This window comes from Algoriphagus limi (assembly GCF_024919275.1).
GTDB lineage: Bacteria > Bacteroidota > Bacteroidia > Cytophagales > Cyclobacteriaceae > Algoriphagus > Algoriphagus limi.
Genome location: NZ_JANWGH010000001.1, coordinates 93,849 through 107,092, shown reverse-complemented (window position 1 = coordinate 107,092; position 13,244 = coordinate 93,849). Strand labels below are relative to the sequence as shown.

At 34.7% G+C, this 13,244-nt stretch carries 15 protein-coding genes; 7 read left to right on the top strand and 8 right to left on the bottom strand.

Annotated features, from left to right (window positions below):
* Nucleotides 1-55: 55 nt before the first annotated feature.
* The 4 genes from NY014_RS00500 (at nt 56) to NY014_RS00485 (ending at nt 3,860) form a co-directional block, all read left to right on the top strand.
* Nucleotides 56-538 (top strand): hypothetical protein, encoded by a 483-nt coding sequence (locus NY014_RS00500; protein ID WP_259412567.1) that lies wholly within the window; start codon nt 56-58, stop codon nt 536-538.
* Between the two features lie 112 nt (nt 539-650).
* Nucleotides 651-1,037, top strand: coding sequence for a hypothetical protein (locus NY014_RS00495; RefSeq protein ID WP_259412566.1), 387 nt, complete (start codon nt 651-653; stop codon nt 1,035-1,037).
* 163 nt (nt 1,038-1,200) lie between these two features.
* Nucleotides 1,201-2,814 (top strand): DUF3696 domain-containing protein, encoded by a 1,614-nt coding sequence (locus NY014_RS00490; protein ID WP_259412565.1) that lies wholly within the window; start codon nt 1,201-1,203, stop codon nt 2,812-2,814.
* Between the two features lie 2 nt (nt 2,815-2,816).
* The gene (locus tag NY014_RS00485) at nt 2,817-3,860 is read left to right on the top strand and encodes an RP/EB family microtubule-associated protein (RefSeq protein ID WP_259412564.1); all 1,044 of its coding nucleotides are present in this window, start codon (nt 2,817-2,819) and stop codon (nt 3,858-3,860) included.
* Between the two features lie 36 nt (nt 3,861-3,896).
* Here the strand turns inward: NY014_RS00485 and NY014_RS00480 are convergent, their stop codons facing one another.
* The 8 genes from NY014_RS00480 to NY014_RS00445 form a co-directional block, all read right to left on the bottom strand.
* Complete coding sequence (locus NY014_RS00480; protein ID WP_259412563.1) at nt 3,897-4,208, bottom strand: hypothetical protein; 312 nt, start codon at nt 4,206-4,208, stop codon at nt 3,897-3,899.
* 17 nt (nt 4,209-4,225) lie between these two features.
* On the bottom strand, nt 4,226-4,363 hold the full coding sequence (locus tag NY014_RS00475) for a hypothetical protein (RefSeq protein WP_259412562.1): 138 nt from the start codon (nt 4,361-4,363) through the stop codon (nt 4,226-4,228).
* 122 nt (nt 4,364-4,485) lie between these two features.
* A complete protein-coding gene (locus NY014_RS00470) occupies nt 4,486-5,058 on the bottom strand; it encodes a DUF6717 family protein (protein WP_259412561.1) in 573 nt (190 codons plus the stop codon).
* Between the two features lie 154 nt (nt 5,059-5,212).
* Complete coding sequence (locus tag NY014_RS00465; RefSeq protein ID WP_259412560.1) at nt 5,213-5,875, bottom strand: vWA domain-containing protein; 663 nt, start codon at nt 5,873-5,875, stop codon at nt 5,213-5,215.
* A gap of 233 nt (nt 5,876-6,108) precedes the next feature.
* Nucleotides 6,109-7,110, bottom strand: a complete 1,002-nt coding sequence (locus tag NY014_RS00460) for a DUF4407 domain-containing protein (RefSeq protein ID WP_259412559.1) — start codon at nt 7,108-7,110, stop codon at nt 6,109-6,111.
* A 2-nt stretch (nt 7,111-7,112) separates the two neighbouring features.
* Nucleotides 7,113-7,703, bottom strand: a complete 591-nt coding sequence (locus tag NY014_RS00455; protein ID WP_259412558.1) for a hypothetical protein — start codon at nt 7,701-7,703, stop codon at nt 7,113-7,115.
* Nucleotides 7,704-7,716: 13 nt separating this feature from the next.
* Nucleotides 7,717-8,001 carry an HNH endonuclease gene (locus tag NY014_RS00450; protein WP_259412557.1) on the bottom strand — a complete coding sequence of 95 codons (285 nt, stop codon included), beginning with the start codon at nt 7,999-8,001 and terminating at the stop codon, nt 7,717-7,719.
* Nucleotides 8,002-8,318: 317 nt separating this feature from the next.
* Entirely contained in the window at nt 8,319-8,627 is a 309-nt protein-coding gene (locus NY014_RS00445) for a DUF4258 domain-containing protein (protein WP_259412556.1), read from the bottom strand.
* A 156-nt stretch (nt 8,628-8,783) separates the two neighbouring features.
* Here NY014_RS00445 and NY014_RS00440 point away from each other — a divergent pair, with 156 nt between their 5' ends.
* Genes NY014_RS00440 through NY014_RS00430 form a run of 3 tightly spaced genes read left to right on the top strand, consistent with a single transcriptional unit; the run spans nt 8,784 to nt 12,808 of the window.
* A complete protein-coding gene (locus NY014_RS00440; RefSeq protein WP_259412555.1) occupies nt 8,784-10,253 on the top strand; it encodes a sigma 54-interacting transcriptional regulator in 1,470 nt (489 codons plus the stop codon).
* Nucleotides 10,254-10,301: 48 nt separating this feature from the next.
* On the top strand, nt 10,302-11,789 hold the full coding sequence (locus NY014_RS00435; protein ID WP_259412554.1) for a hypothetical protein: 1,488 nt from the start codon (nt 10,302-10,304) through the stop codon (nt 11,787-11,789).
* A complete protein-coding gene (locus NY014_RS00430) occupies nt 11,786-12,808 on the top strand; it encodes a macro domain-containing protein (protein WP_259412553.1) in 1,023 nt (340 codons plus the stop codon). The genes NY014_RS00435 and NY014_RS00430 overlap by 4 nt, the downstream gene beginning before the upstream one ends.
* Nucleotides 12,809-13,244 lie beyond the last annotated feature (436 nt).

The following is a 13,244-nucleotide window of genomic DNA, read 5'->3' as shown; positions in this document are numbered from 1 at the left end:
TGTACAAAACCACATTTTATTTCAATCAATAGATAGAAATTCTTAATAATATTAAATGGAAGAAACTAAGGAACTATCAGAAAAAGAGCAACTTATTGAAAGTGCTTTAAAAAAAATCCTTGAAGGCGGCGACGTAAATTTCAAATTGGCTATTTGGGATTTAAAAATGGCCGAAGAAAAAACAATTCAATATTTCGATTCAAACAATAATCCTAATTACAAACTTGATTTAAAAATTGTCCTAATCAGAAGATTTTTAGAAATCTTGTCTGGTCTAGGAAAATCTAAGGATGAATTAATTAAACTATTATTGAATAGGGTTCATTTTAAAAAAATTGGAGGTGAGTGGGAGTGTGTCGAAAATATTGAACAGGTCATGTATAATGGTTACCAAGGGTTCTTAACTGATGAGTTACCAGAAATTTGGCTGAAATCAATAAAATATGATGCAATTTCAAAGGAATTTGAAAGCTCAGAATCAGAAGAGCGCAACGGCAAATCTCAGCTTGATAAAATAAAGTCAATCATCAGGAAATGAAGAGAATGGCAAGTGCAAAAAGACTTTACAATAAATATCTAATCTTGGATTCCTGTTTAGAACAATTTTATATAAGGAAGACGTTTGGATCAAAATCAATTGAATTGAAAAAATGAATAAAATTTTAGTCGATCAAATTAAGACTGTTTTTCCAAAAGTTGAAAACCAGCAAAAAGAAGGCAAACTTGAATCTTTAACTATTAGCGATTATCCATTAAAAGGAATCTCAATCCGAATTAATGATCGGGCAATAACCCTTGATTTTTCAAATTTTAAATCCGTTGACTTCAAGTTGATTAAACTCTTTTTTTTGGATAGATTAAAATATGATAAGGTTGCCGTGTATGATTACACAAATGAAACCCTATTTAACCTCTACTTTCAAAAAAAATTCTACTCCCAATCAAAAGAATTTGAGGAAGCTATGTGGAGGTATGGGATTTTGAAAAATGTTTTGAATGAACTTGAGAAGTTTGGAGAGTATTTGAAGGAGAAGTAATGATAGATTTTTCCTTTTGATTTTTATTCTAGTATTCCAAACTAATTTAATAAGCTTTCTTCTTTAAATAATATTTAAATAGTGTCTCAACTTTGTATTTGACATCATTTCGGAATCTTCTTAGTGGGGTTCTATTAAATCTATACCAGTCTTAGAATAATATATGAGAGTATTAAATCACTTTAGTCTTGAAAATTTCAGGCTTTTCAAAGAAAAAACATCCTTCGATCTAGCTCCCATAACTGTCTTGACCGGAACCAATAGCTCTGGAAAAAGTAGCCTAATTAAAGCCATCCTTCTTCTAAAGGCTAACTTTGAAAAAAATAAGTCTATCGAAGAGATTGATTTTTCTGTAGGTAACCACAAACTGAACGATTTCAAAAATTCATTGAATTATGACAGTGAAAGCGATACCATGTATTTTTCATTTTCCAGTTATGTAGAATATATGGGGGTCCGATTGATCGAACTTGGGTATAAGTTGACTGGGAAAGATGATAATAAAGGTTTGCTTAATTCATTTTCTATTTCTACTAGTGACGGTGAATTGATTTTTTCTGCATTCAGGGATTTTGATGATGAAATAGGAGGGAATATTACATATAGAATTGATATAAAGTACTTCATAAAAAATTTAGATGATGAGGTACTCAATGTAAATATTAAAAAAAGGATTTATGACGATCCGTATGAAGATTGGGTTCAAAAATATTGGTTAACAAATAGGGATGAACTTTTTAATCTTAATCCTGAAAGTGATGAGAATAAGATCTATTTAGAAGCATTGGAGGAATTAAAGACCAGCGGTCTTAAAATGGAGACAGGATGGAATAAGAATGAGATGCGATTTTTTAATCAGTCTATTGTGGATGGATTGAGAACCGTCGGAAGAGAGGTAATTTCTTGGTTAGAATTAAATTTTAAACATCATGGATTTCAACTAAATAGAACAGATTATGGTAATTTTTTTTATGAGGATTTTTCAGAGCATGTACTTAAGAGTTCTGTAAATCAGATATTTTATAATTTTGAAGCCATTAGCCATTTTTCTTCCTTGAGATCGGATTCAAAAAAATACTATACCAAAGAAGATAAAGGTCTTTTTTCATTGTTTACTCAATATGAAAAAGTAAACGCTGTTTTTAATTCTGAGATCAAAGAGTTTGTAAAATCTCAATTGCAAGCTTTTGCTTTTGGAGATACCATTGAAGTTGCGAATCACAAAAATATCCTTACCGAAGTATATCTTGTAAGGAGTGAAGGCAAGGTCTTGTTATCAGATCTGGGATTTGGCTATACACAATTATTACCAATTATTATGAAGATTGCACTAGTTGCGCATCTTGGTGAAAAAGACAAGAGATTTTTTCTCCCTCCCCTTTTTGATGATGTTCTTGAGCCAACTTACTGGGATAGTTTCTTTTTACTTGAAGAACCTGAAAGTAACCTTCACCCTGCGTTTCAATCAAAAATTGCTGAGCTGATTGCTTATGCTGCTGCCAAATTTAGAATTCGCTTCATTGTAGAAACTCACAGTGAATATTTGATCAGAAAGCTACAGTATCTAATCGCAAAAAGAGATTTGATAAATTCTGATGCAGTGACGATTTATTATTTCAATAAGCCTGGCTCAGAAGAAGCGGAAGATTCTCTATTTCGGACTATTCAGATTGAACCAAATGGTCGTTTGACGGGAGGATTTGGCTCAGGATTCTTTGATGAATCTGATAACATTGCTTTTGATTTATTCATGTTAAACCATGAGCGTCAAAATTGAATATGAAGTTTCCACAAGTGTATTTTACATCACAATTTCTTGAGGAGTTTAATAAGCAGGTTTTACGGTCAAGGCATTCTGATCTTCACAATTTGGAAGATAATGCCGAAACAAATCATGAAAGCTTGAAAAGGATTAGAAATTTGCTTTTGGCTAGTGATTGCTATACAGATATTACTTTGGATGAACTGAATCAGTTTCGACATTTAGATGGCGAATTGGCTCAAACTTTTAAAGAGATTCTATTACGAAAGCTTATAAGGAACAGTACTCTGGCAGATAAACCAAATTTATTTCCTAATGAAATGGGCCATAATTTTGATAAAGTCAATTGCTCTTATTTTCTTAATCAATCAAGTAAACATTGCAATGAATTCTCTGATAAATATGGGAAAATTGTATTGGGAAAATCTTTTCTTGAAAAACCCTTTTATCTTGAAAAGTCGTTTTCAGTGGAATCTACGACAAAGGATATTCCGCAAGCCGATCGTATTCAACACCCTTGTTCAAGTCTAATTATATTAGACCCTTATTTGCTACAAAATAAGGATTCAACAGGTCCGAAAATCAAGAAATTAATTGAATTTCTAAAGGTCTTTATTCCAAAAAGATTGAAAGGAACATTCGAAATAGATATAGTTACTTTCAATCCGGAAGAAAAATATATTAGGGCACTTACTCAAAGAATTTGCCAAGAAATAAAGGTTACTGTTTCACTGCACATTTACTTTCCCCCTGGCGATATTTTCAAAGAATCAGATCGCTATTTTATTACGGATTACTCAATAACTGTTATTGGACATCCACTAGATCGAGAGTCTTATATTTCTAACAATTTTATTCCTTCAAATCCTACCATACATGGAATTCATAAAGGGATGGAACTCTGGTTTAATAAGATAAACAAGGTGAAAAAAATGATTGAGGTCCTTGAAGGAAAAGACTATATAGGAAAATTCGTCCAGAAGTATAGTTGCAATTGCACTATAGACATTGAACCATCATCCCCCAAATTAGGTAGGCGCCATAGAATCTTTAATTTTTGATTTCAAAGTTACTTTTTGTCAATGAAAAGCATTTAACTACCCAATCCCTCTCCCATCCACCATCCTCTTCATCGTGTCAAAAAATGCTCGATAAAAGGATTCGTCTTTGGCATAAAGGCGATAGAGGTCTAGTTCCTTTTTGCGTTGCTGGCTCATGACTTCATCCAAGATCTTTTTAAATGCCAAATCCAGGTTTTGGCTGTCCTTGTTTTCGACAACTTTGGTTTGATAATCCTGATATGCCTGAATATGCTTGCTCAAGATTAGAAACTTAAACCGCTGATATTCTGGAGTAGCTTCCCATCCGTGAATACATCGTTCATGAAAAGACCTGATAATCTCATCCAATGGGTCTTTTCATCTTCTCAATGCGCACCACTTAGATTTGGGGGTTGAGGGTCTAATTCTGTCTCAGCGTCATCCAATCCGATCTTTTGATTTAATCGAGTACGCTCTAGCCCATAAGTAGATAGATCTACAGCATCCAACAATTCATCAATCAATTCGTCCTCCTTCGTCTTTTCAAGAAGTTTTGGAATTAAGAATTTTAGGAACCAAAAAAGATTATGCCACAGCTAGTTTGTGGGGCGAAGAAAGCTTTATTCCGAAAAGATTCTTTCAATAGTCAAATTCCTAAGTACTTCACGAAAATCCTTTTTGGATAGTCTTTTCCGAATACATACTTAGTTACTGGACAGAGCCAAAGTTTATGCTTTGTTAGGGACTCATAATAAGCTCCTCCATCCACTTCAGCATGCCCTACGCTATCCAAATATTCTTCATCGTAACCCAAACCTGTTCTCGTGAGTACATCATCAAAATCATCGAATGGATTATCCGAAAAGATAATATTCTTCTCTATTCCATTATTGGATATTTTATCCAAATAAGTATCTGCCCCACCAACCATCATTAAGTTGGCTTTTGTACCAAATCCAAGTGTCAAAAACTTTGGAAGGTCAATGTACCATGTCCTCCCTTCTTTGTAAAACCTGTGTTTTTTCAGCTTCATATTTGATTTACTTTTAGCGAGTCTATATTTTAATTTGACTACCCAACCTATAAGCCAAATTGTCAGGATTGGCCAGATTACCCAAAATAGCCAAACATTAATCTCATTGTTAGTCATGTCAAACAGCTGCGCTGTGATTACTAGGCTTTCTACACTTAGATCGAATACTTTATCAATAGTGCTCATAAGTGGTAACTGTTTTTTAGAAGTTAGTTTTGTGGATCGACTAGTATATTTTTTGAATGCTTCTGAAATCAATGGATTGATTTTGTATCTGAATAAGGCTCGACTCATCCTTTTGAGCCAAGCTAATTATTCCTGATTCTTTTCTTCAGAATTCTCAGAAGAAGTCCTTTTTCTTTTGCCCTGAAGACTTTGATTTCACAAAATCCTCCAACTCATCATTGATCAAGGCAAATGTTTTTCGGTAATTAGCTTTATCGAAGCTCATTGAGTTTTTATTCTCACGCCCAAACTCTCTTGTAACTTCATTGATATCAAGCCCAGCTCCTAGAAATAAAAAATTCCACTTCCCGGTTTTCTCATAGGCCTCAATAATCTGCTTGATTGCTCTTCCACTATAATTCCTAGATGAATTTTCAAGCCCATCTGTAAGAATCAGCATAACTACATCGGATTGATCTGCATCTAGAATGGCACCTGCTTTACTTTTTACGAATTCAATACTTTCACCAATCGCATCATATAGAGCAGTCATCCCATCGGGATAAATTGTACCCCAATCTATTTCGGCCTTATCAATATTTACAATCTCCTTAGAAAATCTTAGAGCTTGATTAAAGGCACATATCGAAAAGGAAATTTCGCTATCTGGATTTTCAACTTGCATACGGCTTAGTTCTTTAAGTTGGTTATTGATTACCTGTCTAGCCTCTACCCAACTGTCAAGCATACTTCCGCTTTTATCTAATACTAGGTGGTAGAAAGTTCTTTTCTTCATGGCTTTGTCTTTTGTTTGAGTTTTGAATGATTGGTTTTTCATAGTTTCTTTAGATTTAATATTTTAAGTAGTTGAGGTGTTACTTTATCTTTTGGACAATATAAACTTAGATATCATCTGTGCAGTGATCCTTCATAGTTCTTTTTTGCCGTTTCTAGAGGTGTTTTTGTATTAACAAGTCATTTTAAATAGGGACTTTGCTAATAAATGCATCTTGTAATCCAGGAATCCTTTTGATGTTTCTTAAGGATTCCTGGAAACTTGTTATTTATACATCATCCGATTTTTCGGAGGTAGTTTTGGTCTCTTGACAACTGCCGAACCCTTTCGGCTCTTGTTCCCATTACCCCATTCTGACGTTGGATTTCCTCCCTTTGCTCAGTAATGGCTTGAAGCCTTTTTTCACCTACCATTTCCTCGGCATAGAGCATTTTTTCAAAGAGGGAATCTGCCGTAGAAGATTTGGTAATGAGGAAGAAGATTTCCAGGGAAAATACGGCTACAAAAAACAGCCCATAAAAGAACATGCTGAATCCGCTACTCAGTATAAAATCATGCAAGTCAGTGACCTTACTCAATAAGGCGTTACTTTTCTTGGTTGCCATTTTTTGACCATAAATAATGGCTTCCTGACCAAGACTATCCTTCATAGAAAGAAGGCTAGCTTCCATCTGTGCTAGTTTGGCGGTATCAGATTTATAGATTCCTTCTTTCAGAAGTGCTATTTTATCAATTCCAGCCTTACCTGAACCTCCTGATCCATCAGCCTCATTCTTCCAATCAGTCTTTGAGGTTTCTACAATCCCTTTCTGGATTTCAACAGAATTACTCAGCTCAGTAATCAGGTGCTTATTTTCAAGCAAATACTTTGCGGCCTCTTCTTTCTGAGTTTTAGCTGATAGCTTCTCTCGATATTCTTCCAGGTCGCCACCGAAAAACATTAAATCCAATGCTATTGAACCCAAAATCGTCGCAATCACAGCGAATACGATACGAAATCCCTTCAGCCAATTATTAACGCTTTCTTTGGGAGTGGCAAGAAAGCTTTTGTCAATAATAAGAATTAGAGCTCCAACGAATAGGCCTCCAATGATCGATTTTATCATCCCCGCTCCCAACAAATCATACCCAATATAGAATCCAGATATGGTCCAAAGTGAAACAGGGATTAGCATCAAGGAGCCAAGCGTAACAATTTTCTGCTTGCTAACAGTTGTTTGGGCTTTTACTACCTCATAGTTGTAGCCGAAAAGGGCGGAGAATAGTCTTAGTAACATAATTACAGCGTGTTAAAAGGCTTGAACATCAAATTCTCGTTGCTCCATTGTCTGAAGCCTTTCTTGAAACCGGCCTTGTACCGTTCCACTGATTTCTCAATGTACCCTTCACCAACTGTGGCAAGATCGAATTGCTGCTTCAAGTCCCACTTTTGCTCCTCAAGCCTTTCTTTCTGAAGCTTCACCTCCCTGTATTCAAAAGGCATCTGCTCCTCAAACTGTGGAACCAATGTCCTATCGATTTTCAGTAGTTGCTCGTCAATCTCTTGAATAGCTTGAGAATATACCTCCTTGAAGTCACAAGCAATCAAATTGACGTTCTGATCCATGGTTTCAAAGTTGGGATCATCTAATCCGTCTCTCATGCCCATGGCATAGTAATCCCTTGACTTTAGATCCTCCAAAATGCTTTTTTTTGATCTTCTCTTATCAGCTTCCTCCCCTGTAAAAAGTTCATCAGGGTGCATGTCCTCAATAAATAGTGATTTATCTATTTGAGGAATATTTGATTCCATTGTCTCAATTGAAGCTTGAGATTGCTGCTCAACCATGATGGGAGTCTTTCTTCCAAATAGTCTAGTGAAAATGCTCATAATGATTTAAGAATTAGATTTCTTTAATTGGAATTGGAAATTGTTGATGCCCGTGGAAATGACATGAATTACAAACCGTAATCAGAAAGTATGGATGATACTCCCAAGGTTTAAGCCATTCACCGGATACTTTATATCTATGGTATTGTCGATGATGAACTTGAAGATTGGATTCAATACCACAGACCCTACATTTATTTGAATCTCTTCTTAGGATTCGAAGTCGAAGTTTTTTCCACCTAGGATCTTCAAGGTTTTCTTGATAGATCATTTTATTCCTCTCGATTTGCTCAGTCATGGGAGTATGTTTAAAGATTTTGGTTAGCAGTATTCATTTTTGACACTATTATTTTCTCAATCTTCATATATGCTTTATTCTTAGCTTTGGCTTGAATCCACAAGACGAAGAAGACAGTTGTCAATAGAGGGTGGATTATGACGAAAATCCAGATGTTGATTTCTTCATATGTCATTCCGAAAGGGACTTTAAGAATGTGAAGGAATTCCACGCAAAGGTTAAATAGCTCGTTCATAGGTATTTCAGTTTTGATTGATCTGTCTTTATCTGTTGACAATTCAAATTTCAATATCATTTGTGCAGTGATGCTGCATAGATTATTTCGATAGTCTTTTAGGCTTCTTTTTTACTGCATGAACAGCTTTAGGATTCTTGTAGCAAGTGATCACTTCTGTTCTGTTTTTATTGGTTATCACCAAAAGGTCTCGTGTTTCTTCCATTTCTTTTTTCCCTAAACTGGATGCTTTTGATCTTGGGATATAATGGAATTTCAACCCCTGCTTATGGATAATCTCTCCAAATTGAATCACCTTAAAGACTGCCTCCTCCTTTATTCCTCTCTGAGAAATTCTTGTTTTTCCATGGAGGCTAAACTTGATGTCGAATTGTTGAAATGCTGTATTCATGGCTCTTTAGTATTTGTGGTATGCCAAAATAATTACAAGCAATGATCCAATTCTATGAATTGAATATAAGACGCTGTTTTTCAGGTGTTTAATAAATTCAAAGAATAATTTTGACGCATAATAATTATGCGTTAAATTGTTTTTTATTCATTAATCATGAGAATTTTAATTTCTTGGCAGGCCTATAACCATGATTATTCGGATTCCTCACGGGAGTCCATGACACGCTATCCAAATAAATCGGGTCCTTCTTATTCAATTCATCAGTTTTTCTGGGAAGACTCCAGCTATGAAAAGCATATTCTATTAAATAGTAGTGATAAGGAAAATGACATAAAGAATTTCAAAAATTTCCTCTCAACACTTAAAGAAGATTTTCCAAATCGAAAAATTGAGGGAAGAAAAATTCCAATCGAAGACGTAATTAGCGTTTCCGAGATAATTTCAAAATTAAACCCTCTTCTTGCGGAATTTGCCCAAGATGAATTAGAGTGCTACATCAGTCCTGGAACTCCGGCTATGCAAACAGCTTGGTACCTTTTGGGGACTACTTATAAGCGGAACTTGAAACTTTTTCAAACTCGCCCTAAAAAATTCACTGAAGATGGCAAACCAGAACGCATTTATATCAATTTAGATTCAGATCTATTTCCAGCAAATATCACAGCTGCTGAAAAAGTAATCGATAGCCCAAATATTAAATCGGGAAATGGGATAAAAATTACTAAAAGCCTAAAACCTATTTACCTAAAGGCTGAAAAAATAGCTCAGACTGACCAAGTAGGAGTTCTGATCTTGGGAGAAAACGGAACGGGTAAGGAAAACCTAGCAAAATATATCCACGATAATTCTAATCGAAAGCACAAACCATTTCTTGCAGTAAACTGCGCAGCCTATTCTGATGAATTACTTAGAAGTGAATTATTCGGTTATGAAAAAGGAGCATTTACAGGAGCAAATGAAAAGAAAAAGGGAATTATAGAAGCAGCTCAAGGAGGCACTGTATTCTTAGATGAAATAGGAGACATTTCGTCCAAAATGCAGGTTTCACTTTTAAGGGTACTTCAAGAGCGAAAAATTCAACCGGTTGGTTCCACCAAAGAAGTTGAAATAAATGTAAGATTTATTACTGCCACAAATCGAAATCTGGAAGAACTCTGCGAAGCAGAAAAATTCCGTTGGGATTTATTTTTTCGACTTGCAGTGACAACACTTCAGTTGCCAGCTCTTCGAGACCGTGGAGGAGATGAAATTGAAGAAATGATACATCATTTCAATGAACAAATGGTTGATAAATTTCCAAAAAAGGAAAAACTGAAAATCAGTTCTGAAGTGATTAAAAAGCTTCGTTTATATGCTTTCAAGGGGAATATCAGAGAATTGCAAAACTTATTTATTCAATTCTATACCTTCTGTGAGAATGAGGTTAAGGCCTCAGACCTTCCAAACAGAATAATTGAAAATAAAGGTGACCCTCGATCATTGATGGAAGTTGAAAAAAATCAAATTCTAAAAATATATAGGGAAGGAAGAAGGTCTTTAGTTGAGATGGCTGGGATCTTGGGATGTACGAGGGATACATTAAGAAAAAAACTAAAAGAGTATGGGGTTTATGGAGGGGATTGACACAATTTTTTTTAAATTAAATTAATAATTGACGAAAATAATCGAGCTATGGGATTGCCATTGAACAGCTACACACTTTTTGAAGCAATTGCTCAAAATGATGGAGAATTACTTAAGGAAATGATCCCGGTAAATTTTAAGCTTTTTGCCATCCTTTTGCATGACCCTAACTCTGATCCCGAATTCGACCGTATAGTCGGTAGAAGTTTTTACAATTGGCACCTCAAATCAGGAAAAGAATTACTATTTACTGCACTTGCAGACCCTCCAGAATCATGGATGGCTTGGGCACGAGAAAATAAAGGGCAAGTTTTCGGAGATAATCAAGCATTAAATGAATTGTTTAATCCAAAAAACATTTATCAAACTTTTAACCCATCTCTCACAGCATTATTCATTTCGGAATATTTAAAAATTCCTTTCGGGAATCTTCCTGTCATAATATTTACCCCTGATTTAAACCTGCCCTATTTTTATTGGATGCCAACAAATGCAACAACAGTAAGCAGTCAATTAGATTGGTTAAAAACGATTCCAAAAACTTATGAATTGCCTTCACAATTAGCAATTCATAATTCAAATAGGGTTAGAAAAGTAAGAGTCTGGCCAAAATTCAGTTCTGTTCTTGTTGATTTAAGCCGTAAAATTTCAGATTTAGGGCATCGAAATTACAATCAATTCTCTTTTAGTCACGAACAATTCAGACTAAAGCCTATAAACAAAAGGCGAAGTGATAGAACAATTGAACTTAATTTATTTTACTCAGGTATCGAGTTTTTAAATCGGAAAAAAGACGAGTTTATCGATTTTGAATCGGGGATGATGGAAAAACCCAGATTTATGATAGTCAAGGATCTCAAGTCCCCTTTATATGACAAAAAAGAGCCTGAAATAAATAGATCATTTTTTCAGAAACTGTTCAATATTACCCCCAAAAAATATCAAGTTAAACCAAAGAGTTTTGAGGTTTTGGTTTCTGAAAATCTTAAATTCCTTCAAAGGGAATCCAAATTATTTTTTCAGCAAGGAATAGAAATGGCAAATTCTCTTCATAGTACAACCCTATTTGATTATTCACCATTAATTCTTCCTTTTGCCAAATCATTTGAAAAAGAACTGTCTTACTCAATTGTGCATTGGGTAAGGAGAAACTATGATATTACTCTTCCGCTTTATTTTTACGAATATGAACCTGGCAAAAATGCCCAAGTGGTATTTGGGAGAAACTACTCAATTGATTTTAATCAATCTCTAAATGACTCTTGGGTTAGTCCTACATTAGGTGGTCAGATATCAGGTTTCAAGAAGGCTGTAACAAATTTTGGAAGCCACCCATTTAAATCAGATGAAGATTATCAGGTGTTTTTAAATCTAGCCTATCAGATAAAAAATATAAGAAATAGGGCTTGCCACTCTGAGAGAACCACAAAATCTGATCTTGATAAGATTTTAAGTTGCTGGAAAGGTCTCTTTGAAAGAAAGTATTTTGAAACGCTTTACAAATTAAAAAAGGAATATATGGGCCAAACATTATGAGCTTTATAAACTCAATTGACATTGACACAAAATCAGGGTACAGATCATTTGAACTTCATCAAGGAGATATTACACAGTTGGGTTTTCCTGTTGGTGGCATTGTTGTGTCTGCATTTTCAGGGGGATATATTCCTGTGCCAGGAACAATCTTAGGAGCATTTCATGAAAAAGGAGTTTCCGTAAAGCATTTATTCGAAAACCAAAAATTCGATTATCGTAACCCTTTTAGCGTTTGGGTTGCTGAGAACAGCTCGGAGGCGATAGATTTTGACTATTTATTTTGCCTGGAAATAAAAGGGACAGAATTTACCATTCAAGAAGCTATTCGAAATTTGTTTACCGTCTTGACAATTGCTGAATTGAAAGGGCTCGAAATTAAAACCCTTGCTATTCCTCTCCTAGGTACTGGTAACCAAAAAATTGACCCTGCTAAAATTGTTGAGGATTTGATCCAGTTGAGTCTTGACTTTTTAAAATACAGTCGTCACATAGAAAAAATTATCTACGTGGCTTTTGATGATGAAAAAGCAACTTTTCTCCATTCTGAAATGAACCGGATATTAGGAAGAAATATGGTTGTAATTCCAAGAGGTGACCGAATTGAAAAACTAAAAAAAGGTATCAAAAATGAAATAGAAAAAATCAGGAGATTAGATGTGGATGATGAGTCCTTCAGAAATATCTTAGATGCCTTTAGAAGGGAAGATTCAACGGCATATGAATTTGGATCAACCTCAAGAAAGGTCCTGGAGTTTATAATTGACTATTTGATTAAGCCAGAACTCAATATTTCTCTTTTCAAAAAAATCGCTATTCTGAACCAGTCCAAAATTGCTAAGTGGTACATTCAATATTTTCACCTTGTGAGAGAGTTTGGGAATCTAAACGTTCACCATCGAAGCGATAATCAAATACCCTCAGAAATGGAATTGGAAGACGTGGAGTTAGGATTGTCTGCTCTATTTAGAATTTTGGCTTTTTTCAAGAAGTATCTTAAAAATGAAATGAATCTCGATTAAGTAAATTTAAGATCTTAATTTAAGCATTTAATTTTTAATTTAAACTTTTTTCATCCCTCATACCCCATCTATCAAAAGTAACTTAGGCATAGTTAGGTCTCTCAATTCAATGAAATAATTTACCATTAAGTCAATATTTACATTTAAAATGCTCAGATTTTAAAGTTTGACAATATCTGCCAATTAACTTTTCCAACTGAAGATATTTGTCTTTAATGTCCTAAAAAGTCCGATTTTTACATTTCTCTCATTTTTCCTCATGAACAGCTTCTTCAACAAGGTAATTTTTGCAATCTCAACCATGGATATTGAAAGTTTGAATCTCCTCTTAGATTCCTCAATACCCTATTCAGATGTACCCAAAGAAATATTCTTAAAGCGATTAGGCAAGGTGTTTTCCACCTTCCGAGAAGAAGGAGACACTTTACTGATAGCA